Source organism: Acinetobacter calcoaceticus (genome assembly GCF_051947995.1).
Taxonomy (GTDB): Bacteria; Pseudomonadota; Gammaproteobacteria; order Pseudomonadales; family Moraxellaceae; genus Acinetobacter.
Genome location: NZ_JBLVVH010000001.1, coordinates 278,967 through 303,297, shown reverse-complemented (window position 1 = coordinate 303,297; position 24,331 = coordinate 278,967). Strand labels below are relative to the sequence as shown.

22 protein-coding genes and 1 tRNA gene are annotated in these 24,331 nt (G+C 42.3%); 12 read left to right on the top strand and 11 right to left on the bottom strand.

Annotated features, from left to right (window positions below; translation table 11 throughout):
- Positions 1-474 precede the first annotated feature (474 nt).
- The 10 genes from ACNQO6_RS01505 (at position 475) to ACNQO6_RS01460 (ending at position 8,651) form a co-directional block, all read left to right on the top strand.
- On the top strand, positions 475-681 hold the full coding sequence (locus tag ACNQO6_RS01505) for a hypothetical protein (protein WP_440207889.1): 207 nt from the start codon (positions 475-477) through the stop codon (positions 679-681).
- Between the two features lie 740 nt (positions 682-1,421).
- Complete coding sequence (lepA, locus tag ACNQO6_RS01500; RefSeq protein ID WP_343578581.1) at positions 1,422-3,239, top strand: translation elongation factor 4; 1,818 nt, start codon at positions 1,422-1,424, stop codon at positions 3,237-3,239.
- 74 nt (positions 3,240-3,313) lie between these two features.
- Positions 3,314-4,177 (top strand): signal peptidase I, encoded by an 864-nt coding sequence (gene lepB / locus ACNQO6_RS01495; RefSeq protein WP_199949374.1) that lies wholly within the window; start codon positions 3,314-3,316, stop codon positions 4,175-4,177.
- Between the two features lie 24 nt (positions 4,178-4,201).
- Positions 4,202-4,579 carry a DUF4845 domain-containing protein gene (locus ACNQO6_RS01490; protein WP_005229531.1) on the top strand — a complete coding sequence of 126 codons (378 nt, stop codon included), beginning with the start codon at positions 4,202-4,204 and terminating at the stop codon, positions 4,577-4,579.
- Entirely contained in the window at positions 4,548-5,243 is a 696-nt protein-coding gene (rnc, locus tag ACNQO6_RS01485) for a ribonuclease III (protein ID WP_004771512.1), read from the top strand. Before ACNQO6_RS01490 ends, rnc begins: the two co-directional genes overlap by 32 nt.
- A 4-nt stretch (positions 5,244-5,247) precedes the next feature.
- Positions 5,248-6,276: a GTPase Era gene (era, locus tag ACNQO6_RS01480; RefSeq protein WP_005229533.1), complete on the top strand. Its 1,029-nt coding sequence runs from the start codon at positions 5,248-5,250 to the stop codon at positions 6,274-6,276.
- A 15-nt stretch (positions 6,277-6,291) separates the two neighbouring features.
- Positions 6,292-6,489, top strand: a complete 198-nt coding sequence (locus ACNQO6_RS01475; RefSeq protein ID WP_005284684.1) for an NF038104 family lipoprotein — start codon at positions 6,292-6,294, stop codon at positions 6,487-6,489.
- 9 nt (positions 6,490-6,498) lie between these two features.
- Positions 6,499-7,206 (top strand): DNA repair protein RecO, encoded by a 708-nt coding sequence (gene recO, locus ACNQO6_RS01470; RefSeq protein WP_440207888.1) that lies wholly within the window; start codon positions 6,499-6,501, stop codon positions 7,204-7,206.
- A gap of 55 nt (positions 7,207-7,261) precedes the next feature.
- Positions 7,262-7,990 carry a pyridoxine 5'-phosphate synthase gene (gene pdxJ / locus ACNQO6_RS01465; protein ID WP_009514627.1) on the top strand — a complete coding sequence of 243 codons (729 nt, stop codon included), beginning with the start codon at positions 7,262-7,264 and terminating at the stop codon, positions 7,988-7,990.
- A gap of 4 nt (positions 7,991-7,994) precedes the next feature.
- On the top strand, positions 7,995-8,651 hold the full coding sequence (locus ACNQO6_RS01460; protein ID WP_440207887.1) for a tRNA-(ms[2]io[6]A)-hydroxylase: 657 nt from the start codon (positions 7,995-7,997) through the stop codon (positions 8,649-8,651).
- A gap of 110 nt (positions 8,652-8,761) precedes the next feature.
- On the opposite strand, the gene ACNQO6_RS01455 is transcribed toward ACNQO6_RS01460, so the two are convergent.
- From ACNQO6_RS01455 to gloB, 9 genes are all read right to left on the bottom strand, one after another.
- Positions 8,762-8,837: transfer RNA gene (locus ACNQO6_RS01455), tRNA-Asn, on the bottom strand.
- 142 nt (positions 8,838-8,979) lie between these two features.
- The gene (locus tag ACNQO6_RS01450; RefSeq protein ID WP_440207886.1) at positions 8,980-10,206 is read right to left on the bottom strand and encodes a multifunctional CCA addition/repair protein; all 1,227 of its coding nucleotides are present in this window, start codon (positions 10,204-10,206) and stop codon (positions 8,980-8,982) included.
- Positions 10,207-10,302: 96 nt separating this feature from the next.
- Entirely contained in the window at positions 10,303-12,573 is a 2,271-nt protein-coding gene (locus ACNQO6_RS01445) for an NADP-dependent malic enzyme (protein ID WP_009514604.1), read from the bottom strand.
- A 191-nt stretch (positions 12,574-12,764) separates the two neighbouring features.
- A complete protein-coding gene (locus ACNQO6_RS01440) occupies positions 12,765-15,638 on the bottom strand; it encodes an EAL domain-containing protein (protein ID WP_440208061.1) in 2,874 nt (957 codons plus the stop codon).
- Between the two features lie 119 nt (positions 15,639-15,757).
- Positions 15,758-16,474 carry a 16S rRNA (uracil(1498)-N(3))-methyltransferase gene (locus tag ACNQO6_RS01435; RefSeq protein ID WP_440207885.1) on the bottom strand — a complete coding sequence of 239 codons (717 nt, stop codon included), beginning with the start codon at positions 16,472-16,474 and terminating at the stop codon, positions 15,758-15,760.
- A gap of 22 nt (positions 16,475-16,496) precedes the next feature.
- Entirely contained in the window at positions 16,497-17,333 is an 837-nt protein-coding gene (gene metF, locus ACNQO6_RS01430; protein ID WP_005229551.1) for a methylenetetrahydrofolate reductase [NAD(P)H], read from the bottom strand.
- A 73-nt stretch (positions 17,334-17,406) separates the two neighbouring features.
- Positions 17,407-18,789 carry an adenosylhomocysteinase gene (gene ahcY / locus ACNQO6_RS01425; protein WP_004771530.1) on the bottom strand — a complete coding sequence of 461 codons (1,383 nt, stop codon included), beginning with the start codon at positions 18,787-18,789 and terminating at the stop codon, positions 17,407-17,409.
- Positions 18,790-19,090: 301 nt separating this feature from the next.
- Positions 19,091-19,297 carry a hypothetical protein gene (locus tag ACNQO6_RS01420; protein WP_004771531.1) on the bottom strand — a complete coding sequence of 69 codons (207 nt, stop codon included), beginning with the start codon at positions 19,295-19,297 and terminating at the stop codon, positions 19,091-19,093.
- 299 nt (positions 19,298-19,596) lie between these two features.
- Positions 19,597-20,328: a hydroxyacylglutathione hydrolase gene (gene gloB / locus ACNQO6_RS01415; RefSeq protein WP_440207884.1), complete on the bottom strand. Its 732-nt coding sequence runs from the start codon at positions 20,326-20,328 to the stop codon at positions 19,597-19,599.
- 351 nt (positions 20,329-20,679) lie between these two features.
- Here gloB and ACNQO6_RS01410 point away from each other — a divergent pair, with 351 nt between their 5' ends.
- Entirely contained in the window at positions 20,680-21,666 is a 987-nt protein-coding gene (locus ACNQO6_RS01410) for a hypothetical protein (protein ID WP_440207883.1), read from the top strand.
- Positions 21,660-22,529, top strand: coding sequence for a histone deacetylase (locus ACNQO6_RS01405; protein WP_440207882.1), 870 nt, complete (start codon positions 21,660-21,662; stop codon positions 22,527-22,529). Before ACNQO6_RS01410 ends, ACNQO6_RS01405 begins: the two co-directional genes overlap by 7 nt.
- Before the next feature lie 52 nt (positions 22,530-22,581).
- Here ACNQO6_RS01405 and ACNQO6_RS01400 read toward each other — a convergent pair whose 3' ends face one another.
- Together ACNQO6_RS01400 and ACNQO6_RS01395 are read right to left on the bottom strand one after the other, a co-directional pair.
- Entirely contained in the window at positions 22,582-23,277 is a 696-nt protein-coding gene (locus tag ACNQO6_RS01400) for a methionine ABC transporter permease (RefSeq protein WP_004654491.1), read from the bottom strand.
- Positions 23,274-24,302, bottom strand: a complete 1,029-nt coding sequence (locus ACNQO6_RS01395) for a methionine ABC transporter ATP-binding protein (RefSeq protein ID WP_343580254.1) — start codon at positions 24,300-24,302, stop codon at positions 23,274-23,276. The genes ACNQO6_RS01400 and ACNQO6_RS01395 overlap by 4 nt, the downstream gene beginning before the upstream one ends.
- Positions 24,303-24,331 lie beyond the last annotated feature (29 nt).

Here is a 24,331-nt window from a genome sequence, read left to right as displayed (position 1 = left end):
CTGGAAGGCAGCTGGGCGGCAAATGCTTGGCTGCTTTTTATGATTTATTTATCAAAATAAATCAAAGAATAGTTAACCAATTAACATAATTTAAGTTTTTGAAATTAAAAAAACGTTTAAATACGATGATTTATGCGAAAAAATCAATATATTGGTCTGATTGTATAATTTTTGTATATTGTTTAATTTGTAGTCTCTTATATTATGTTTTGGGGAACATGATGAATGACAACGTGGGGGTTGTTGTTTTTTATTTACTGTGCTTGTTTGCAGGCATTGTACTTGTGATCGGAAGTGTTGTTTTTGATATGACACTTTTGTTTGTGGGGTTAGGTCTGATTGCTTGCGCTTTTTTAATTAAATACGAGTTTAATTTAACTGTGATGTTCTGGCATAAAATTGAATAATTAAAAAGAGAATAGGAAAGCCGTACTAATCAAGTGCGGCTTTTTTTTTTGGGTGAAATTTATACGGGTGGCCTATTTATTTAATTTTGGCTGGCTTGTCACCAGCCATACTAAACCTTATGGAGTTAAACAAGCGATGGGAGCAGTACGTACTTTGTGCATCTGTTCAAGTGCGGATTCCATTGTTAACGACGGCATAGAGATGAGTGATAAAGTGTACCTGACAGGAGTTGATGGTTTTTTGAATGCTTTATCAGTGCTCGAAAGCTTATAAAAACTGTTCTGAAAGTTAGTCGGATTAAATGGTGCTTTTATCGGCGGTTGTTTCACTATTTTTCGTCAAATCTGTGATAATAGTCACAACTTTTTTGAAAATCATGAAATATGGATATCTTAAAATTCGTAAAAAGCTTTAATACAGTAGGATGTTATTTAACGCTGGCAAGCATTTTGCTCGTAACGCTGATTTTGTATTTTTATTATATTAATCCAAATTAACTTTAAAAATAAGGGGCTTGGGCTAATTTGGGGCGTTAGCGATCAGGCCGCTTTTCCTTAATATGCTTTTCTCTTCTCGAATCGGTTATATCGAAAAAATTGTTAGCTGTTAAGGTGACGTGGTTTTTCCTGAATCCTGTAGCTCTGTTTTTAAGCGATTATCGCTAAGCCTGTCGTTTTCCCGTTTATATCGTTCTAAATTTTTCATGTAGTACATTAAAATAAATCAGCGTGACATCCTCCTGATCAATCTCATTCAAAGCCAATGTTTGATGATTTAAAAAGCCCTGCTTCACTTTTTTGACTGGATCGCTTTGAGGAGTCGGCAGAAATCGGTTCAACGTTGGCATATCGCTTTCTTGATCTTGATGCAGACGAGGTTACATATACTTTTAACACTATATTTTTAACATTGTTGTGCTTATACTGTGCCGAACTTTTTAAACATTATTTTTCGCAACAATAGTCAATTATTTAATTGGAAAGATTGTTGTGTACATATTCTTAAGGTAACCCATGGCGCAAGCTAAAAAATCCGTAGATATCAAAAATATACGCAATTTCTCGATCATTGCACACATTGACCATGGCAAGTCGACGCTGGCTGACCGTTTCATTCAAATGTGCGGTGGTTTACAAGATCGTGAGATGCAAGCTCAAGTATTAGACTCTATGGAGCTTGAGCGTGAGCGTGGGATTACAATTAAAGCCGCTTCGGTGACGTTGTATTACACCCATCCGAATGGTCAGGAATATCAATTAAACTTCATTGATACCCCAGGACACGTTGACTTCTCTTATGAAGTGTCACGATCTCTGGCCGCGTGCGAAGGCGCCTTGCTGGTTGTCGATGCTGCACAAGGGGTTGAGGCACAGTCTGTTGCTAACTGCTATACCGCAATTGAGCAGGGGCTGGAAGTTTTACCCATCTTGAACAAGATTGACTTACCTCAGGCAGAGCCTGAGCGTGTGATTCACGAAATTGAAGAAATTATCGGGATTGAAGCAACCGATGCACCAACCTGTTCTGCAAAAACCGGTCTAGGTGTGGAGGGTGTGCTAGAGCGTCTGGTTGATGTTATTCCAGCACCTGAAGGCGACCGTGATGCGCCATTACAGGCCTTAATCATTGATTCGTGGTTTGACAACTATTTAGGGGTTGTTTCCCTTGTCCGTATCAAGCAAGGTCGTATCCGTAAGGGCGACAAGATGCTGGTTAAATCGACAGGTCAAACTCATCCTGTAACTTCAGTGGGTGTATTCAACCCGAAACATACTGAAACCGATATCCTCGAAGCGGGTGAAGTTGGTTTCGTGATTGCAGGGATTAAAGATATTTTTGGTGCGCCAGTCGGTGATACCATTACGCTTGCATCGACCCCTGAAGTAGAAACTTTGCCTGGTTTTAAAAAGGTAAAACCTCAGGTATATGCCGGACTTTTCCCGATTGATTCAAGTGACTTTGAACCCTTCCGTGAAGCATTACAAAAATTACAGATTAACGATTCAGCTTTATTCTTTGAACCGGAAAGTTCAGATGCATTAGGCTTTGGTTTCCGTTGTGGCTTCTTGGGCATGCTCCACATGGAGATCGTACAAGAGCGTTTAGAGCGTGAATATGATCTTGACCTGATCAGTTCTGCACCCACGGTCATTTACGAAGCGCTGACTAAGAAAGGCGATATCATTTATATCGACAGTCCATCAAAAATGCCGGATGGTTCTACAGTTGAAGATTTACGCGAACCGATTGCCGAATGTCATATCCTTGTACCACAAGAATATTTAGGTAATGTCATGACCTTGTGTATCGAGCGTCGTGGTGTTCAAAAAGACATGAAATTCCTGGGGAATCAGGTTTCAGTGACCTTTGAAATTCCAATGGCAGAAGTGGTCATGGATTTCTTTGATAAATTAAAATCATGTTCACGTGGTTTTGCATCACTCGACTATAACTTCGTTCGTTTCGAAAGTTCAGCTTTGGTTAAGGTAGATGTATTAATTAATAGCGAGAAGGTCGATGCCTTGGCAATGATTTGCCATCGTCAGGATGCGCGTCATCGTGGTATTGCGTTGGTAGAGAAGATGAAAGATCTGATTCCTCGCCAGATGTATGATGTTGCGATTCAGGCGGCGATTGGTGCACAGATCATTGCCCGTTCTACCGTAAAAGCGATGCGTAAAAACGTATTGGCGAAATGTTATGGTGGTGACGTTTCACGTAAGAAGAAACTTCTTGCGAAGCAGAAAGAAGGTAAGAAACGTATGAAGCAAGTGGGAAGTGTTGAAATTCCACAAGAAGCGTTCCTTGCTGTATTGAAAGTCGATAGATAAAGAAATGAGGCCGGGAAAAGCGACTATGCTTGACCCGGCTGCAAAACGAGCAGTGAGACTGCAAGAGAGGGTTTGTGGATTTTGATTTTAATTTGATTCTGGTACCGGCGACACTGATTTTCTTTCTGGTGTGGTTGCTTGATAAATTTGTATTTAAACAACGTGCAAATAAAGGGCGGAATCAGGAACATTTTCTTATCACATGGGCATATGACTTCTGGCCAGTGTTGGCAGTCGTGCTGATCCTACGCTCTTTCTTGTATGAACCATTTAATATTCCTTCTGACTCGATGGTACCGACCTTGGAGACAGGCGATTTTATTCTGGTCAATAAATTTGATTATGGTTTACGCCTCCCTGTAGTCAACACCAAGGTTGTCAATGTAGGTGAGCCAAAACGTGGCGAGGTGATTGTATTCCGCTATCCGCCACAACCTACGATTAGCTATATTAAACGTGTCGTTGGTTTGCCGGGTGATCACATTCAGTTCAAGGCGGGTGAGTTGACGATTAACGGTCAGCAAATTGCCAAGGTCGCGACACAATTCTCACGTGAGAAAGACCAGCAAGACACGCCAACGGCTCTGTATTTTAAAGAAACATTAGGTGAGCATCAGCATCTAATCCGCTATCTGGAAGGGCGTAATCCGCTGGTTGAACAGTTCCAGTTTGCGCAGTTAAAAGGTGCTGAAGCCTTGGTGCCATTTGTTGCCAAAGCCAATGATGTCTTTATCAAAAGCAATGGACAGGATTGGGAAGTCACCGTGCCTGAAGGTCAATATTTCGCAATGGGCGATAACCGTGACCAAAGTGCGGACAGTCGTTTCTGGGGTTTTGTACCTGAAGCGAATTTAACAGGTCGAGCTTTTTATATATGGATGCATAAAGAGCCAGGCTTTAATCTTCCAAGTTTTAACCGAAATGGTAAGATTGATTGATAAAAACATAAAGGAAATATAAAGATGCGTAAATCTCAACTTGGGACTTCGTATATTGCAATTTTATTTGGGGTGGTTTTATTTGCAGTTGCTGTAAAAGCAGCAATTGCGATCTGGCCAGCATACTGGGATGACAAGTTGATTAATAATCAGATTGAAAGCTTATTAAAAGATAGCCCAGCAAACATTACACCAAGTAAGTTTGCCTCCCAGATGGATCAACGTTTTGATATGAACGGGATCCGTGACCTACATTTTAAGGATATTGCGCAAGTGACTTATAAAGATGATCTTGTCGTAGTAAAGAAGTATGAAATCCGTAAGCCTTTCATGCTAAATATTAGTCTAGTTATGACCTTTGAGAAGACTTTTGACCAAAAATCTGCAAAACAAGCTCAATGATACTCGGTTGCAAGGACGAATTGGTCACCAGTTTAAACAGATTGACTTGTTAAAACTGGCCTTAACCCATCGTTCTGTCAGCCATAAACACAATTATGAACGCCTAGAATTTCTAGGCGATTCGTTATTGGGAATGATCGTTGCGAATTATTTGTACAATGCCTATCCGCTGGAAAACGAAGGCCGTTTAACGCGAATGCGTGCGACGCTGGTTCGACAAGAAGCCTTAGGAAAAATTGCAAATGATTTACAACTGAGTCGGTCATTAATTTTAAGCACTGGCGAGCTAAAATCAGGTGGTCATCACCGTGAGTCGATTTTGGCGGATACAGTAGAGGCAATTATCGGTGCTATTTATTTAGACTGTAATGATCTCAACCTGCTGGAACGCATTGTGTTAAAATGGTATGAACCATATCTTGATCATATCGAACCGACAGATCAACTGAAAGACCCGAAATCACGTTTGCAAGAGTATTTACAAGCACGTAAAAAACCTCTCCCAGTTTACGAGGTTGTAGATATTCAGGGTGATGCACCGAATCAGCATTTCAAGGTGGAATGTTTAGTCGATGGATTGCCAAAAATTCAAGGCGAGGGCTCAAGTCGTCGTTTTGCCGAACAAACGGCAGCGGCAGAGATTTTAAAATTATTGGAGCAATAACCTGATGTCCCATTCAGAAGAAAATAAGCCAGAAGCAGCAGCTGAGCAGCAAGACGGCAATAACTTGATTGATCAATTTTTTAGTTCTCAAGGAACCACGATTCCTTCAGATTTTAAAAGCGGTTTTGTTGCGATCGTTGGTCGTCCAAACGTAGGTAAGTCGACCTTAATGAACCATTTATTGGGTCAAAAACTGTCAATTACTTCACGTAAGCCACAAACCACACGTCATAAGATTGTCGGTATTGATTCTCGTGAAAAATCACAGGCAGTATTTGTGGATACACCAGGGATGCACAAGAAAGAAGTACGTGCCATCAATAAGATGATGAACCGCGCTGCTCACTCGGCATTGCGTGATGTGAATCTGGTTTTATTTGTGGTGGATGCCCAGAAGTGGACTCAAAACGATGAACTGGTTCTGGAAAAGCTGAAAAATGCAGATATGCCCGTGATTCTTGTGATCAACAAACTGGATACCTTTGAGAACAAAAACGAAGCATTGCCATTGATTCGTGAACGTGCCAAGTTAATGAACTTTGCCGAGATTGTTCCGGTATCGGCATTACGTGGCGCCAATCTTGAGCATCTGCGTGATACCATTGAAAAGTATCTGCCTTATCAGCCACCATTGTATTCACTGGACCAGATTACTGACCGTTCAGAACGTTTCCTTGCGAGTGAAATTATTCGCGAGAAAATCATGCGCCAGTTGGGTGAAGAGCTGCCATACGATTTGACTGTACAGATTGAATCTTTTAAAACAGAAGAAGCGACTGTCAATGAAAAAACCGGTCGCTTAAAACCACCTTGTACCTATATTGATGCAACCATCTTTGTTGAGCGCCAAGGGCAAAAAGCCATTGTAATTGGTGATAAAGGTGCGAAGCTGAAAAGTATCGGTATGGATGCACGTGCAGACATGGAAAAAATGTTTGAACAAAAAATCATGCTTACGCTTTGGGTGAAAGTTAAAGGTGGCTGGTCTGATGATGAGCGTGCTTTAAAGAGCTTGGGCTATAGCGATATTTAAGCAATGGAAACAGGTATGAAAACAACAATTCGTGTATTCGCAATCGTGACATGTATTTTCATGTTGCAGGGCTGTATTCATAAGCTTGTGACCGTACCTGTTAAAGTGGCTTATAAGACAACTAAAGGGGTCGTCAAAGGTACGGCTGCCGTCGTTGGTGCGGTTATTCCTGATGGCGATGATGAAGAAAAGGATGACAAGAAGAAGGACTAATCTCGTTCCATGATGCGTAATGAAGTCCTGCATGGCTATTTGATTCATCATCGTAAATATCGTGAAAAAAGCCATATTGTGCATTTATTTACACAAGAATATGGCCGAGTGGATGGAATCTTAAGACAGATTCCTCCACCGCAGTATCAACCTATTTGCTTGCAAGCGACAGGCAAATCCGAGCTTAAAAATTTTACTAAACTGGAAATTCTGAACCAGCCTGTTTTCTTTCATGGCGATGCATTTTTTGCTGGCTTCTATCTCAATGAAATTGTGTTACGCCTTTGTCCTTTAGAAGAGGCATTGCCACAGACATTTGAGCAATATCAGTTGACCTTGTTGCAATTGCAGCAACTCGCCTCACATGAGCAAGCGTCCTTATTCTTGCGCCAAATCCTGCGCCAATTCGAGCACGTTTTATTGCAAGAGCTGGGCTATGCCATCGATTTTTCAGTAGATGCAAATCAGCAGCAAATTCTGCCACTGAGACATTACCAGTTTCAGTTGAATGATGGCTTTTTGCCGGTTGCGCAAGCATCACGTTCAACACTTTCAGGTACGTTGATTGCGGCTATGCAAAACTATGAAGATGGTCAGGATTTTTCTCACGAACAATTGCAATTATTGGGTAAACTATACCGTCAAATGATTAGCTCATTGCTGGGTGACCGGCCACTTAAAAGCCGTCAACTCTGGATTCAAAGTACACAAACTTGATATTCCTGATGTATTGAAAATCATTATTCAGGGCTCAACCGATAGGATATTTTTTATGGCTGCAATCTTGGGTGTAAACATTGATCATGTTGCAACATTAAGACAGGCACGTGGTACAACTTACCCTGATCCAGTTCAGGCTGCTTTGGTTTGTGAGCAAGCGGGTGCAGAGGGGATTACCTTACATTTACGTGAAGATCGTCGTCATATTCAGGATGATGATGTACGTCGTATGCGTCCATTATTGAAAACGCGAATGAATCTGGAACTGGCTGTGACAGATGAAATGGTTGCATTTGCCAAAGAGATTCAGCCTCAGCATGTTTGCTTCGTCCCAGAACGTCGTCAAGAAGTGACAACCGAAGGTGGTCTGGATGTTGTAGGGCACTTTGAAAAAGTGAAGGCGGCAACGGCAGCACTGACCGCAATTGGTAGTGATGTGTCGTTATTTATTGATGCAGATCTGGCACAGATTGATGCGGCTGTCGCATGTGGTGCGCCGACGATTGAAATTCATACTGGCGCTTATGCAGATGCAGAAACCGATGAACAGCAACAAGCCGAATTGGCGCGTATTATCAAAGGGGCAGAGTACGCAGCTGCCAAAGGTCTGGTGGTCAATGCAGGTCACGGTTTAAATCTGGATAATGTTGCGGCGATTGCAGCGATCCCGCAAATTCATGAGCTGAATATTGGGCATTCGATTATTGCCGATAGCGTATTCGTTGGACTGGCTCAAGCAGTAAAAGATATGAAAGCAGCAATTCAGGCTGCTGCGAGATAAATTGATGAGTAGTGTAAATTATAATGAGCTGATGCAACCCGTCATTGCATTCTTGGGTTGTACAACGCCTCAGGCATGGCTGGATGAAGCGGTGAATAACCTTGATATCTTGATGCAAGACCATGCCAATTGTGAGAAAAAAGCGGCAAGTACAGCCATGAACCTGATGTTCCGCTACAGCTTCTTTACAGATTTGCAAGTGAAATTGGCGCAATTGGTGCGTGAAGAAATGCTGCATTATGAGCAGGTGCTGGAATTCATGAACAAGCGCGGTCAAGAATGGAAAGGCTTGAGCGCAGGGCGTTATGCAGGTGGGCTACGTAAAGAAATCCGTACTTACGAGCCTGAAGCATTGATTGATGTCATGATTATTGGTGCTTTTGTAGAAGCACGTTCATGCGAGCGTTTCTATGCGCTGGCGCCGATTGTGGATGATGAACTGGGGCGTTACTACCGTTATTTGCTTAAATCGGAATCTCGCCATTTTGAGGACTATTTAGCGTTGGCTTTGGATGTTGCAAAATCAGCGAAACTCAAAGATCCAGAAGAAGATATTCAGCAACGCATTGAATATATCCGTGAAGTGGAAAAAAATCTGATTTTAACTCCAGATGATACCTTCCGTTTTCATAGTGGTATACCTGCAACAGTGGCTGCTTAATCTGAATCTGAAAGAAAAAACCTCTGATCAGCAGAGGTTTTTTTATGGGGATTTAATGTTATCGTGCCATAAAAAAAGCCCCGATCAATGATCAGGGCTTTTTAGAATCTTGGCTCTCCCACCTGGGCTCGAACCAGGGACCTGCGGATTAACAGTCCGTCGCTCTACCGACTGAGCTATTGGAGAATCTGATGCGCATTTTAGGCATGAAAAGCAGATGCGTCAACAACAATAGTAAATAAAATTAATCGTTTGCTTGATTAATAATCTTTTCAGCGTAAAGCGAGCAAAAAATGTGGAAAAAAGATCTTATTTACTTAAAAATTAATCAGTTAATGTGCTGTTCCTTGAACTTTGCCAACGCATCAATTCGATATTGAATCAGCATTTCTCCAATTTCAGGGCCGCTGACATGTTCGGGTAAATCCTGCGCACGTATATTTCTGACGATTTGCATTGCCTCTAACATATATTGGGCTTGCGGATAAGGACGTTGCTCTAAACCTAAACGACCTTTGGCATCACACTCACAGGCCTGTACAAAAGCTTCCACTTTCTCTGGTCGGCGTAGCACATCCAAACGTTGTAACAAGCGCCATAAGGTACCCGGTTTCAGATTCTTTACCTGATGACATTTTAAATGCTCTTTACATACGATCAGGGCCAGATTTTTCAGGGCAGTCGGTACTTTCAAGCGGTCACAGATCTCGGTAACGGGTGAGATGCCACGCTCTTCATGCATGATATGCCGTGGTAATTCATCTATAGGGGTGAGTGCTTTCCCCAAGTCATGGACCAGTACCGCAAAACGGACTTCAAGCGCATAATTTGCTAAACAGGCCTGTTTTAGTGCCATCAGGGTGTGAATGCCGCAATCAATTTCAGGATGATATTCTGGACGTTGAGGAACGCCGAATAATGCATTGATTTCCGGGAATAAGACTTCCAAGGCGTCACAGTCTTTTAAGATCTGGAAATACACATCTGCATGATCTTCCATTAAGGCACGAGAGGTTTCTTTCCAGACGCGTTCGGGGGTTAATGCGCTTAATTCACCTGACTGGGCAATCTTTCGCATCAATTGCAGGGTTTCTTCAGCAACCTTAAAGCCGTAAGTGGCATAACGTGCGGCAAAACGGGCTACGCGAAGTACACGTAATGGATCTTCGGTAAATGCATCTGAAACATGACGTAGAATTTTGTGTTGCAAGTCCTGCTGACCACCATAGGGATCATAGACTGTGCCAGTTTCATCCATTGCCATTGCATTAATGGTTAGGTCGCGACGAATCAGGTCATCTTCCAATTTGACCGAGGGGTCTGTAAAGAACTGGAAACCATGATAACCCACACCGGATTTGCGTTCGGTACGTGCCAGTGCATATTCTTCTTTTGTTTTTGGATGTAGAAATACAGGAAAATCTTTACCGACAGGTTGATAACCTTCGGCCAATAATTGCTCGGGCGTTGCTCCAACCACCACATAATCTTTTTCGTGATAGGGATGGCCGAGCAAATGATCCCGAACTGCACCGCCTACTAAATAAACTTGCATGAAAAAACCTCTATTCTTCACACAATCATGCTACAGAATAGAGGTTTTCTCAAGCGTAAAGCGAAGCTTTTCCAGAAAAGCTTTGCTTAGGTGAACTTAGTTCTGGCTTTGTTGAATTTCAGCAACTGTTAATGCTGTCATATTGACCAGACGACGAGTCGTTGCTGTAGGTGTCAGAATATGAACAGGTTTTGCAGCACCAAGTAAAATAGGACCAATGGTGACATTATTCCCCGAAGTTGCTTTTAACAGGTTGAATGAAATGTTTGCTGAATCAAGGTTAGGCATAATCAACAGATTTGCTGAACCTTTGAAGCGTGAATTCGGGAATGCAAAATGACGGATGTTTTCATCCAGTGCAGCATCACCGTGCATCTCGCCTTCCACTTCAAGTTCAGGAGCCTGTTCAGATAACAAACGGTAAACTTCACGCATTTTTTGTGCGCTTGGATCGGTTTGATCGCTACCAAAGCTCGAGTGTGAAAGCAGGGCAACACGCGGTGTAATACCAAAACGACGAACTTCTTCTGCTGCCAAAATTGTCATTTCAGCAAGCTGAGCCGCAGTTGGGTTGGTGTTTACATAGGTATCGGCAATAAATAAATTGCGATCTTCAAGCATCAAGGCGTTCAAGGTAAAGAATGTGCTACGACCTTCTTTCAAGCCAATGATATTTTTCACGAAATCTAAGTGAATATCATAGCTTGAATAGGTACCACATAACATACCATCTGCTTGACCAAACTTCACCAGCATGGCTGCGATGAGTGTAGAACGACGGCGTGCTTCACGTTGAGCGTATTCAACTGTAACGCCTTTACGTTGCATGATCTGGTGATATTCTTTAGAGAACTCTTCGTACTGAGGATTTTTTTCCTGATCGACGATTTCAATGTTTACACCATGTTGTAAGCGTAAACCAAGCTTTTTGATATTCTCTTCGATCACGGCGGTACGACCAACAAGAATCGGTTTTGCCAAGCCTTCATCAACAGCAATCTGAACCGCACGTAATACGCGTAGATCTTCACCTTCGGCATAAGCAATGCGTTTAGGATCGGTCTTCGCCTGTGCAAAGATTGGCTTCATCAAGAATGCCGAGTTATAAACAAACTCGGAAAGACGTTGACGATATGCAGAGAAATCTTCGATCGGGCGGGTTGCGACACCAGAATCCATCGCTGCTTTTGCAACGGCCGGTGCAATTTCCAGAATCAAACGTTGATCAAGTGGGCGAGGGATCAGGTAGTCACGACCAAATGAAGCTGATTTTTCACCATAAGTTGCGGCATCTGCTTCCACATGTGCCATACGCGCAATCGCGTGAACACAGGCAATTTTCATGTCTTCGTTAATGGTTGTTGCACCAACATCAAGCGCACCACGGAAGATATAAGGGAAACAAAGTGCATTGTTCACTTGGTTTGGATAGTCAGAGCGGCCTGTTGCCATGATGACATCTGGGCGAACTTCATGCGCATGTTCAGGTAAAATTTCCGGATCAGGATTTGCCAAGGCAAAAATGATCGGGTTCTCAGCCATTTCCTTAACCATTTCTTTAGTTAAGATACCTGCTGCTGAAAGCCCAAGGAACATGTCTGCGCCTGCCATGACTTCATGTAACTGGCTTGCCTGAATGTCTTGAACATAACGTTTTTTAGATTCGTCCAGACCTTCACGCGCAGTAGTCAGAAGTCCACGAGAGTCGGCGACAACAATGTTGTTTTTATTTACGCCTAAAGCGCAAAGTAAGTCTAGGCAAGAAAGTGCAGCAGCACCTGCGCCAGAGGCAACAATTTTAATTTCATCAATTTTCTTATTTACGATCTGTAAAGCATTGAGCAATGCTGAACCGACAATAATACTGGTTCCATGTTGGTCATCATGGAATACAGGAATTTTCATGCGTTCGCGAAGTTTCTTTTCGATATAGAAACATTCTGGCGCTTTGATATCTTCGAGGTTGATACCACCAAAAGTCGGCTCTAGCGCCGCAACGATATCAACGATCTTGTCTGGATCATTTTCATCAATTTCGATATCGAATACATCAACACCAGCGAACTTTTTAAATAGAACGCCTTTACCTTCCATCACTGGTTTAGAAGCAAGAGGACCAATATTTCCCAAACCAAGCACGGCAGTACCATTACTCACGACGGCGACCAGATTACCACGCGCTGTATATTTTGCTGCGGTAGAAGGGTCACGTTCGATTTCTAAACATGGAGCTGCAACACCAGGGGAATACGCAAGCGCTAGATCTCGTTGGTTAACGAGCTGCTTGTTCGGTGTCACACTGATTTTTCCAGGTGTAGGAAATTCATGGTAATACAAAGCGGCTTGTTTTAAAGATTGATCGTCCATCTGAGTCTCATTTGTTCCGATAATAATCAGACATATACACGTCCAATTACTATATTAAGATAAGTGCACAAGAATATAGCACTAGTTCATGCTTTCGCACAGTCAAAAAAGCTTATTTTCAGTGAACGATAACGCTATTCACAGTCGATACCGAGCACGAAAGAAAGGGCGAAAAAGCTTAAAATTTACGTTTAAATGGAATATCCTGCTGTTGACAGATGTAGATGCTGTTGCAGGTATTCGGTTGCACCAGTCGCAGTCAAGGGCTTGGAGAACAGGTAACCCTGCAATATGTCGCAGTTTTGTCTTTTTAGATATTCACGCTGCTGTTCTGTTTCCACACCTTCGGCAACAACTTTTAGGCCAATGGTTTTGCCCATGGCGATCATGGCATTAACGATCGCATCCTGTTTGGGATTGCCAATTTTTAAAATAAATGCACGATCAATTTTTAAAATGTCAATTGGATATTCGGTTAGGTAGGCAAGAGAAGAGTAGCCTGTACCAAAGTCATCCAGGGCAATTGAAATCTGACGTTGCTTGAGGGCATTGAGAATGGTTTTTACGTTTTCGGTATTTTCCAGAAAGGCAGACTCAGTAATTTCCAGTTCCAGATTTTTGCCGGAAATACCATAAGTCGTCAGAACCTCATCAATATCATGCAGTAACTGACCACGTAAAATCTGTTGCGCCACAATGTTGACGGCAATATTGATATTGCTAAAACCCAGTTGTTGCCAAGCCTGTAATTGTTTGGCTGCTTCATGTAGTACAAACTGTCCGATATCGGAGATCAAGCTGGTACTTTCTGCTAAAGGAATAAAAATGCTTGGCATAATTAGCCCTTTGCTTGGATGTTTCCAGCGAATCAGGGCCTCAAAACCATTCACCTGATCGTCGACTGTACTCATCTTCGGTTGATAGTAAACCACCAGTTCATTGTTTTGAATGGCTTTTCTCAGATCAAGCTCAAGATCACTATATTTGGCAACAAAATTTGCTCTTTCGTTGGAATAATAGTGAATGGTGTTACCGCCTAAGCGTTTGGCTTCATTCAACGCCTGTTCAGCATGGGTGTTTAGATTATCAACCTGACGGCCATGCTCTGGATATGTGGCTACCCCAATCGAGATGCTGACAAAATACTCCTGATCGGCAATATAAAATGCTTTGCTAAACGCTTCTACGATGTTGTTGCACAATTGGTGAATAGGTGGATGTAAATGTGATATTTCATAAATAATCGCAAAATCATCTGCACTTAAGTGAGCTACCAGCAGGGCATCAATATTACTGATCCGTAGACGTTGCGCCACTTGTTTAAGCAACTCGTTTCCTGCTTTATTGCTGATGATTTCATTAAGTGCACGGAAACGATCGATATTCAGGCGAATGACTGCCAGATGTTGAATGGCAGGTTCATTGACCAGATATTGATGCAGTTGTTGCTGATAATAAAAACGGTTAGGCAGGTCCGTTAGCGTATCGTAATTGGTCAAATAAGATAACCGCTGTTCCTGATGTTTGCGTTCAGTCTGATCTGAGACAATACCAATATAATTAATGACCCGATCCTGTTCATCTTTGACTGCATTGATATGAATCCAGAGGAAACATGATTTGTCAGAGGTATAGGTTTCCTGAAATTCACCTTCATATTCCTGCGCTTCGCGTAGCGTATCCAGAATGGACAGATGAAAATTATGATGATGCTGTTTATTCTGCTTGGTAATTTCAAATAGCTGGTTGCCTAGAATGGCCTGTTTATCCAGACCTGTAAGCTGTTCGTATTTAGGATTGATCTCAACATAATGAAAGTTTTCATCCAGAATGAAAATACCTTCAGAGGCCTGTTCAAACACATTGGCAGCTAACTTGAGGCGTTCCTGATCTTTCTTTTCCTGATTGATATCACGATGCACGCCAACCATACGTAAAGCGGTACCACTTTTCGGGTCTCTTAAAATGACCTGACCGACAGCATGAATCCAGGTCCAGTCGCCATTTTCATGTTTGACACGAAAAGTTTCTTCATAACGTGGTGATTGACCGGATAAATGTTGATGGAGCGTGTTTTTTACACGTTCAACGTCATTGGGATGTGCAACTTCATTTAGCAGGGCATAAAGATTCTGGGCATTATGTGCGACTTCATGGGCGGGTGGGGTCGTGTTGTGAATGGTGTTTTCAAGATTCCAGTCCCAATGTTGAATCCCGGCCGTTTCATGGGCCAGCGCCAGACTTTGCCGATGTTCCTCTAAACTTTCGTTCATCTGGGTTAAATCAAAGGTGCGCTCACGGACTTTCTGTTCTAACAAATGATTATTGAACTGGAGCTGGGCTTCGATATCTTTTGATTTATTCACTTCATGCTGCAGTTGCTGGCATAGTTCTTCTGTCCAGTGATTATGCTGTTCTGCGACATCAATCAGTTGTTTATTCTTTTCAAGTACCAGCGCAAGATGTTTATGAATCTTGTAGGTCGCCTGAGCACAAAGTACGGTTGCAAAAAACGATGAATAGTAGGCCAGATAGAATAAGTTATGTTCATGATCCCGATGCAAAAGCTGGGAAATGAGTAATGGGGTAATACTCGGGATGAAAAATAAAAAGAAATAACGAATATGTTGCGTTAAAAAGGTGAGTGCAATGATATGGGAGGCGGTAAGCAGTAAAGCTGTGAGCGTTAAAACATGGGAGCCAATCAGATTCGGAACATCAGTGCCTAAATAATCATTAATAATGACCGTATTGGCGCCAATCAATAGGCCTGTAAAAAAACAGATGAGCTGGAAAATAAGGTTGGTTTTACGGGCATAGCGAACCGCAGAATAACGTTTTAACAGAAAATGACAAATACCGGAAAAACTTAACAGGATGACAAGCGTTATACTCATCCAGGTGGTAAAAATATTGGATTCAAACGTATAAAAAACGCCAAACAGCGCATAATCTAACAGGCAAATACAAAACACGCTTATGACAAACAAGCGGACATGATTTGGATAACTGATTTGATCCGTATAGATAAACTGTGGCAAGCTTTTGTCCTGAACCCCTAACATATCAAGCATAATCCTTTTCATTTTTTATCTATGTGCACAGTCTTTGTTTTTTTGTAAACATAGTCACTTTTCGTTTTAAATTAACGCTAAACAAAAGGGAAAGCAATGCTCGGGCAGCATTAGCGGGCAAAGTGATAATTCAAAATGGATAAAGCCACAACCGGCGCGGTTTCTGTTCTTAAAACCCGGTCTCCAATACACCAGTTTTTAAAATTATTTTGATTGGCCGTGTTAATTTCTGCTTCACTTAAGCCACCTTCGGGGCCAATCAGTAAGGCCAGCTCAGGTAAACTATTTAACAGTACATTTTCCTGATCTTTATTCGGGGCAAGCACAAAACGGGATGCTGGTAAGTCGGACTCAACCCAGTCGCTCAGTGAAATAGGCGCAAGAATTTCCGGTACACGGTTCATGCCGCATTGTTCACATGCGGCAATGGCAACAGACTGCCAGTGATCCAGTTTCTTTTGATCACGATCATACTTTAAACGCATTTCGCAACGTTCACTGGTTAAGAGCTGAATCGTGGTAACACCGAGTTCAGTTGCCTTCTGGATCGCATAATCCATACGATCACCTTTACTCATGACTTGTCCTAAGATCACTTTAAAAGGTGCAGTACGATCTGCTGCATCAAATTGATCGACTGAAACAAAGGCATTTTTTTTGTTGATCTGAGTCAGTGTTACGACATATTCGCCACCTTTTCCATTGAAAAAGATGGCCTGTTCTTGTTCTTTGGCACGAAGCACGCGTACCCAGTGATGAAATACCGATTCTGTTAATTCAATGGTATGGCCAGTATTTAATTCGGTTTCGATATAAAAACGATTCATGCTTGGGTAGGGCTCGTACAAATTAGTTTAAACCAAGATCAACAACCAGTTGTCGAGTCGGTTCGGTTTGGTTCATTGAGTAGAAGTGCAGGGTTGGTGCGCCACCCGCGATCAGTCGCTCGCACAGATTCACAATCACTTCGTGACCGAAAGCTTTGATACTTGCGCTATCATCACCATAGGCAGCAAGTTGCTTGCGGATCCAGCGTGGAATTTCGGCACCTGTACCATCAGCAAAGCGGATCAGGTTACTGGCATTAGTAATCGGCATGATACCTGGTGCAACTGGAATATTCACGCCTGCTTTGGCAATTCGTTCAATAAAGTAGAAATATGCATCTGGATTGAAGAAAAATTGGGTAATGCCTGCATTAGCGCCTGCATTGACTTTCTCTACAAAACGCTGGATATCCCCATCGAAACTGTCTGCCTGTGGGTGCATTTCAGGATAAGCCGCCACTTCAATGTGGAAATGGTCACCTGAGTGTTCGCGAATAAAGCGAACCAGATCCTGAGCATAAGGGAGTTCACCCAGGCCGACCTGACCTGACGGTAAATCGCCACGCAATGCCACAATACGATCAATGCCTTGAGATTTATATAAGTCTAAAAGCTCAGCGATACGTGCCTTATCATCCCCGATACAAGACAAGTGCGGTGCAACAGGGGTGCCTTGACCATTAAAGTCATTGATCGCCGCTAAGGTACGTTCACGAGTAGAACCGCCAGCGCCATACGTAATGGAGAAAAACTCTGGATTTAACAGTTGTAGTTCTTGGTGAACAACACGTAACTTTTCCGCACCCGCATCAGTTTTTGGTGGGAAAAATTCAAAAGAAATAGGAACACGCTTGGTCATTTCAAATCCTTTTTAACTCGCCTGGAAAATTTTAGAAAAAAGGGCAGTCCGTAAAACGTCTGCCCTGATGTTCTTAGTATTTATAAGCGTCAGATTTGAACGGGCCTTCCACTGGAACGCCTAAGTAATCTGCCTGTACTTGCGTCAGTTGTGTTAATACACCACCGAAGCCAACAACCATTGCTGCAGCAACTTCTTCGTCTAATTTCTTAGGAAGTACTTCTACGCGAATCGCCGCTTGTTTTTGATCGGCAGGCAAATCAGCAAATTTCTCAGCGAATAAATGCATTTGACCTAAAACCTGGTTGGCGAAAGAACCATCCATGACACGTGATGGGTGACCTGTGGCATTACCAAGGTTGACTAGTCGACCTTCTGAAAGAAGGATCAAATAGTTGTTTTCATCTTCTGAACGATATACTTGGTGTACTTGTGGCTTTACTTCAACCCACTTGTAACCACGGAGGTAAGCTGTATCGATTTCAGTGTCAAAGTGACCAATATTACATACAACCGCACCCGCTTTTAAGCTATCTAACATGGCTGAATCACATACGTGGTAGTTACCCGTAGTGGTCACAACAAGGTCAGTATTGCCGAGTAGATCGTGATTGATGTCTTCTTTCTTGCCAGTTTGTACGCCATTTTTGTATGGAGAAACAACTTCGTAGCCATCCATACATGCTTGCATTGCGCAAATCGGGTCCACTTCAGTGACACGTACGATCATGCCTTCTTGGCGTAAAGATTGAGCAGAACCTTTACCCACATCACCATAACCGATCACAAGTGCACGACGACCAGAAAGTAACATGTCAGTCGCACGTTTGATCGCATCGTTTAATGAATGACGGCAACCGTATTTGTTGTCGTTTTTCGATTTAGTGATCGAATCATTCACATTGATGGCAGGAACTTTAAGTGAACCGTCTTTCCACATTTCCAATAGGCGTTGTACGCCTGTAGTGGTTTCTTCGGTAATGCCGTGGATGCGTTCTAACAGTGCAGGGTATTTTTCGTGAACAAGTGCAGTCAAGTCACCGCCATCGTCCAGAATCATGTTGGCATCCCAAGGCTGACCATTTACATTGATCTGTTGCTCTAGGCACCATACATATTCTTCTTCTGTTTCACCTTTCCAGGCAAATACAGGCACGCCGCTTGCAGCAATGGCAGCAGCAGCATGGTCTTGAGTCGAGAAGATGTTGCATGAAGTCCAACGTACTTCTGCGCCAAGTTCAACCAATGTTTCAATTAAAACGGCAGTCTGGATGGTCATATGGATACAACCCAGAATTTTTGCGCCAGCAAGTGGTTTAGCAGCAGAATAACGCTTACGTAAGCCGATCAAAGCTGGCATTTCTGCTTCAGCAAGTTTGATCTCTTTACGACCGTAGTCAGCAAGGGAAATATCGGCAACTTTATAATCTGTAAATGAAGCATTCACCGCGTTCATCAGGATCTCCTAGAAAAAATAGTATGGATCATTCTGTTCGCGGATGCCGTTGTTGGCTAAAGCGAATGTTTAACCGATCGTCGAGCCTGGCAAATTGATCTTTAGTACCGATCAATTGTCGCAGCATCCCTCGACTGGGCAATATGATACTTGGAAATCGGTTTCGTTCCAATGAAATTTTTATTGGAAATGGCTAGAAAATGAAGAATTAAAAAGGGAGATAAAATTGGAACTATGCTTATTTTTATAAATCAAGGATTCCAAATCCCTTTGAAACCCTCGTGTTTTGGAAATTTTATCATTAGGCTTTTAAATGATCTTCGAATTCTTCACCCAACTGCATTGCTAAAGCATTACCAGAGAGATCGCCTGTCACCAAACCATATTCTTTTTTAAAGCTAAAGGTAAAACCACGGTTATCTGTAAGATTTTTAACTGAATATCCCAATTTTTCTAACCAAATACGGAAAGCCAATACGTTTTTTGCTTTAACAACTCTGTTTTTCATGCCAGAGATCTCCTTGTGAACATGTATTTATTAATAAGGGTCAGCCAAATTTTTTTAAAGGGGCAATACATAGAATTATTTTGCCACGTGTAAGTAATGTAAAATTAGCGTAATTTTTCTAGGTATAATCTTATCTGATGGTTTTTCATCTATTTGAATTTATTAATTAAAATGTTTTTGTCTTTCTGTGTTTAAAAATTATTTTTTAAATAAATATTTCATGATAAATGTAAAAAATGATTTCATTTTCTACCTTAAATGAAACGTAGAAAATGAATTGCTCAAATTAACATCAATAATTAAAACTGATCTTTCAGGCTACGGATACGCGCGAACTCCTCAGCACTATCGGTACGTAAAAAAGGATTGGTTGCAAGTTCCAGTTCAATGGTGCTCGGCAAGGTGATTTGCTCTGCATCGCGTAATGCTTTGACCTGTCGCATCCGTTCTTGCAAGGCGACATTATGTGGCTCGACAGTCAAGGCAAACTCGCCATTGGCAAGGGTATATTCATGGGTGCAATACACTTTGGTCTGGATAGGTAATGCGGCCAGTCGATTTAAGGAATGGTACATTTGTTCGGCTGTGCCTTCGAATAAGCGCCCGCAGCCCATTGCAAACAGGGTATCACCACTGAACAGGCTATCCATTTCTTCAATAAAATAAGTGATATGACCTAAGGTATGACCTGGTGTTGCGATCACCTCAATTTTCAGATCATTAAAGTGAAAATGATCATTGTTCTGTAGCGGATTTGAGATGAGAGAGATTTTGCTCAATTCATCTCGCGGCCCAAAGACTTCAATATTCTGATTGGCCAATAAGCCAGGGACACCACCGGTATGGTCTGGATGCCAATGGGTCAGCCAGACCTGTTTCAGCGTGAGTTGATGTTGCTGGCAAAAGGTGGTGACCAGATCGGCTTCTGTGGGATCGACCGCAATAACTTCTTTGCTGCGTGTATCTTCCAATAACCAGATATAATTTTTTAAGGCATTTTTGACGTCAATGACATGAATCTTATAGTGCATGACCGAATCCTGGAGCTTTATTGCATGTGGTTATTGTGGGTGGGGTACTAAACGTTTAGTGCCTGTCTCTAGTTTAAGTGCAAATGTCATTCAGTGCAAAAAAGCGCTGCATTTGTACAGTAATACTGACTTTTTAAGGCAGATTCTGACGTCGATATCCACGCAATTTATTAATAGTTGACAAGTGTTGTATTTTCATTAAAGATGAAAGAAAAGTTTTATAAGTGAATGATTTATATTCATCTTTAATCCTATAAGAAATACTTTATTAAAGCTAAACTATTTAAAATTAGATTTAACAAAATAAGGATGAGGTCGTTGTAAATCATCATAACAAAGCAGGGGGAGCTTATGTCTGATGTGGTTGATCACGAAGTGGTCATGATTTTTAAAAAATATTTATATCCGCTCTCTGCCAAACTAACAGAAATGTTGAATGAACACTTTAGCCATCAAACAGAACGCAGAGGTTGTGGCTATACACAAGCGACGCGAGTGATTGCAGAGTTTGTTTCGCAGGTGCGTGATCCGGTTGGGTTTCAGGATTTACGCATTTTTGAAGATTATGAAAGCAAAGCGCTGAAAAATATTCTCAATCAAGCGGGTTCATATGGTCTGATACTAGAAACGTGGCGGAATCTTGATATCAATTTAGGAGTCCAACAGACTTTAAAGCGTTTAAACCAGCAAGAGAGCTTTGCACAGAATTTACAGCAAGAAGTCGACTTTCAAGCCAAACTCAGACATATTCATCAATATGCCCAGCTCGAAGAAAGTAAACTGATCTGTCAGTTGCTTGCCGATATTATCCTTCCTCATACAGCGCAGGATTTTGGCATGATCGAATGTCAGGCTTTGCCTGAAAAGCCTAAGGTGGGTTCTTGTCCCATGGCGGAAAAATTCTTTTTGCGCATTGCACATCACCGTTTATTGCGGCAGGGTGAAATCAATATTTTTGTAGATCAACATGATCAGCCGGTGATGATGGAAAAGCTGAATATGGGGGATAACCATTCCTGTATCAGTCTGGTTCCTTTAATGATGAATGGTGTGCGATTACCGGCAGGCAGTTTATTCTCTACACATTATGAGATTGAACAACTCGAAAAACATAAAAACAAGCAATATAAGGGATATGTGATCCCGATTGCTAAAATGAATGGTTTCTGGTTTTTACGTCTAACCACCTTGGCTGTATCGCCACAACATCGTGCGCGGGCATTCGGCTATCATTTTAAACAACAGGTCGATAATGGATTATTCAGACCGGATAGCACTGAGTTAAGTCAGCTGATGGATATTGCCAAAGATCAGATTTATGTAGGACATCCATGCTAAAGGCTTGTTACTCTCCACGCTACTTTGCACAGACGCATACCAATAGTATGGAAAAACTCACCGCTGTTGCCGATGTGCTGCGTACGCAGCACATGGCAGAGCTGGTTGATCCAGGGCTGATTGATATTGAGATCTTAAGAAAACTACATCATCCACACTACGTCGATGCTTTTCTATCAGGGCAATCGGCATTTGCAACCATTCAAGGTTTTAAGCCATGGAACGAGCAGTTGAGAGATGCGATTTTATCGGTTCAGGCGGGTCAATTGCGAGGCGCTGAGATTGCCTTGAAAGAAGGAATCGCTGCCAATATTGCCCAGGGATTTCATCACGCCAGTTATGAATCGGGTGCCGCGTATTGCACTTTTAATGGTCTGGCACTGGTCGCCAAGCAATATCCTGAGAAACGGATCTTCATTTTGGATTGTGATCAACATGGGGGGGATGGTACGGCTATTTTTACCAACCGTATGACCAACCTGATTAATTTTGGCATTTTTGGCATCCGTTTTGGCTGCAAGGCGGGTGAACGTAGTCTGACCCGATATATTCATCCGAAACATGGAAATTTTGATTTGTATCGAGAGGCGATCTTTGAGGCTTTTCAGTATGCATCACGCTGGGAATCGGATCTGATGATTTATCAGGCCGGGATGGACTGCCACCAGCATGATAAATATGGTTCCAAATGGTTGACCACTGAGTTGCTATTTGAACGGGATCGTATTGTCTTTGATATGGCCAAGAAAATGAAAATTCCACTCTTGTTTGTATTGGCGGGGGGATATCAGGCGCTGGATGATTTGGTGCCTTTACATGTCAATACATTCAAGGCTGCCAATGAAATCTATTTTTCCAACTAAAAGCTAAAAAACAAAAAACGCTCAAGTTGAGCGTTTTTTATAAACTCATGGATTAGCGCAATTTAGCCAACCAATCCCCAAGCATCTGTACCATTTGCACCAGTAGCAATAACACGATTACGGTTAAAATCACCACGCTGGTGTCGAAACGTTGATAACCGTACGAAATTGCCAAGTCACCGATACCACCTGCACCGACGGCACCTGCCATTGCTGTTGCACCGATCAGGGAAATTGTGCCTGTGGTCAGGTTAAGAATCAGGGAGCTACGTGCTTCGGGAATAATAAACTTGAAGATGATCTGCCATGGTGACGCCCCCATGGCCTGAGCGGACTCAACAATACCTTCATTGACTTCGAGCAGAGAGGTTTCAATCAAACGACCTAAGTATGGCCCAACATAGATTGTGAGCGGTACAATCGCAGCCCATGTGCCAATCGATGTACCCACCAGCATTTTGGTGAGTGGAATCACAGCGATCAAAAGAATAATGAAAGGCAGGGAGCGCAGGGCATTCACAATCGGATTGAGGAAATAATAAATCGCACGATTTTGTAAAATACCGCCAGTGCGGGTCACGACCAGGGTGATACCCTGAATCAAGCCCCAAATACAACCAAATAGCAAAGAGAAGAAGACCATCTGGAAAGTTTCTTGCAGTGCCGTTACAAACTGGTCGATCGAGAGCGAGCTATGCCAAAAAGGAGCAGTGACTTGCGTGAGCCATTGTACAATTAAATCTCTCATTGGCTGACCACTCCAGATTGTTCTACTTTCACGCCTTGAAGTTCAAGGAACTTTACGGTGTCTTGAATGATCAACGGATCGCCCAGCAGTTGAATAAACATTTGTCCGATCACGGTACCATTAATCTCGGTCATGTTGGCAAACAGAATATTTAAGCTGACATCAAACTGTTTAATCGCAGCCTGAATCACGGTTTCCTGTGCAGAAGTGCCCAGAAACTGCAGGCTATAGATACTATTGTGATGCTGGTGTTCAAGATTACTTAAAATATTGACAGGTAACTGCTGCTGTAAAACCGTTTGAATAAAGGTTTTGGTGGTTGGATGTTGCGGCTGGCTGAAAATATCCAAGGTTGGACCAGTTTCAATCACATGTCCTGATTCCATTACGGCTACATAGTCACATACCGATTCGATCACATCCATTTCATGGGTGACCATGACAATGGTAATGTTCTGTTCCTGATTGATCTTTTTTAAGAGTGCCAGAACTGATTTGGTGGTTTGTGGGTCAAGTGCGGAGGTTGCTTCGTCACAGAGTAGAATCTTAGGGTGATTGGCTAGCGCACGTGCGATACCAACACGTTGTTTTTGACCACCTGAAAGTTCATCAGGGTAGGCATCTTTTTTATGTTTTAGATCGATAAAATCGAGTAATTCAGCCAGACGTTTATCCCGTTCAGCTTTACTGTGCCCCAATAATTTAAGCGGCATCTCAATATTTTCAGACACGGTTTTGGTCTGAAGAAGATTGAAGTGCTGAAAGATCATGCCAATATTTGCACGTTCTTGACGAAGTGTGCGTGCGTCCATCGCAGTAAAGTCTTTTTGATTGATAATAACTTGTCCCTGCGTCGGGCGTTCAAGCAAATTAATCAAACGGATCAGTGTACTTTTACCTGCACCACTATAGCCGATAATGCCAAAGATACTGCCGTCCGGGATCTCTAAATTGATCTGGTCCAGTGCATTGATCGTTTGACCTTTCAACTGATAGTGTTTCGAAATGTTTTTAAATTGGATCATGTTCGTCAGTACTATGGCAGAAAAGAAAA

Excerpts from the sequence above, each read along its gene's own strand:
- ACNQO6_RS01400 (WP_004654491.1), bottom strand. The coding sequence starts at position 23,277 with ATGAGAGATTTAATTGTACAATGGCTCACGCAAGTCACTGCTCCTTTT.
- ACNQO6_RS01395 (WP_343580254.1), bottom strand. The coding sequence starts at position 24,302 with ATGATCCAATTTAAAAACATTTCGAAACACTATCAGTTGAAAGGTCAA.
- gloB (WP_440207884.1), bottom strand. The coding sequence starts at position 20,328 with ATGCACTATAAGATTCATGTCATTGACGTCAAAAATGCCTTAAAAAAT.
- ACNQO6_RS01440 (WP_440208061.1), bottom strand. The coding sequence starts at position 15,638 with ATGTTAGGGGTTCAGGACAAAAGCTTGCCACAGTTTATCTATACGGAT.
- ACNQO6_RS01410 (WP_440207883.1), top strand. The coding sequence starts at position 20,680 with ATGTCTGATGTGGTTGATCACGAAGTGGTCATGATTTTTAAAAAATAT.
- recO (WP_440207888.1), top strand. The coding sequence starts at position 6,499 with ATGATGCGTAATGAAGTCCTGCATGGCTATTTGATTCATCATCGTAAA.
- ACNQO6_RS01475 (WP_005284684.1), top strand. The coding sequence starts at position 6,292 with ATGAAAACAACAATTCGTGTATTCGCAATCGTGACATGTATTTTCATG.
- ACNQO6_RS01420 (WP_004771531.1), bottom strand. The coding sequence starts at position 19,297 with ATGAAAAACAGAGTTGTTAAAGCAAAAAACGTATTGGCTTTCCGTATT.
- ACNQO6_RS01460 (WP_440207887.1), top strand. The coding sequence starts at position 7,995 with ATGAGTAGTGTAAATTATAATGAGCTGATGCAACCCGTCATTGCATTC.
- metF (WP_005229551.1), bottom strand. The coding sequence starts at position 17,333 with ATGACCAAGCGTGTTCCTATTTCTTTTGAATTTTTCCCACCAAAAACT.
- ahcY (WP_004771530.1), bottom strand. The coding sequence starts at position 18,789 with ATGAACGCGGTGAATGCTTCATTTACAGATTATAAAGTTGCCGATATT.
- ACNQO6_RS01490 (WP_005229531.1), top strand. The coding sequence starts at position 4,202 with ATGCGTAAATCTCAACTTGGGACTTCGTATATTGCAATTTTATTTGGG.
- ACNQO6_RS01435 (WP_440207885.1), bottom strand. The coding sequence starts at position 16,474 with ATGAATCGTTTTTATATCGAAACCGAATTAAATACTGGCCATACCATT.
- pdxJ (WP_009514627.1), top strand. The coding sequence starts at position 7,262 with ATGGCTGCAATCTTGGGTGTAAACATTGATCATGTTGCAACATTAAGA.
- era (WP_005229533.1), top strand. The coding sequence starts at position 5,248 with ATGTCCCATTCAGAAGAAAATAAGCCAGAAGCAGCAGCTGAGCAGCAA.
- ACNQO6_RS01405 (WP_440207882.1), top strand. The coding sequence starts at position 21,660 with ATGCTAAAGGCTTGTTACTCTCCACGCTACTTTGCACAGACGCATACC.
- ACNQO6_RS01450 (WP_440207886.1), bottom strand. The coding sequence starts at position 10,206 with ATGCAAGTTTATTTAGTAGGCGGTGCAGTTCGGGATCATTTGCTCGGC.
- lepA (WP_343578581.1), top strand. The coding sequence starts at position 1,422 with ATGGCGCAAGCTAAAAAATCCGTAGATATCAAAAATATACGCAATTTC.
- ACNQO6_RS01445 (WP_009514604.1), bottom strand. The coding sequence starts at position 12,573 with ATGGACGATCAATCTTTAAAACAAGCCGCTTTGTATTACCATGAATTT.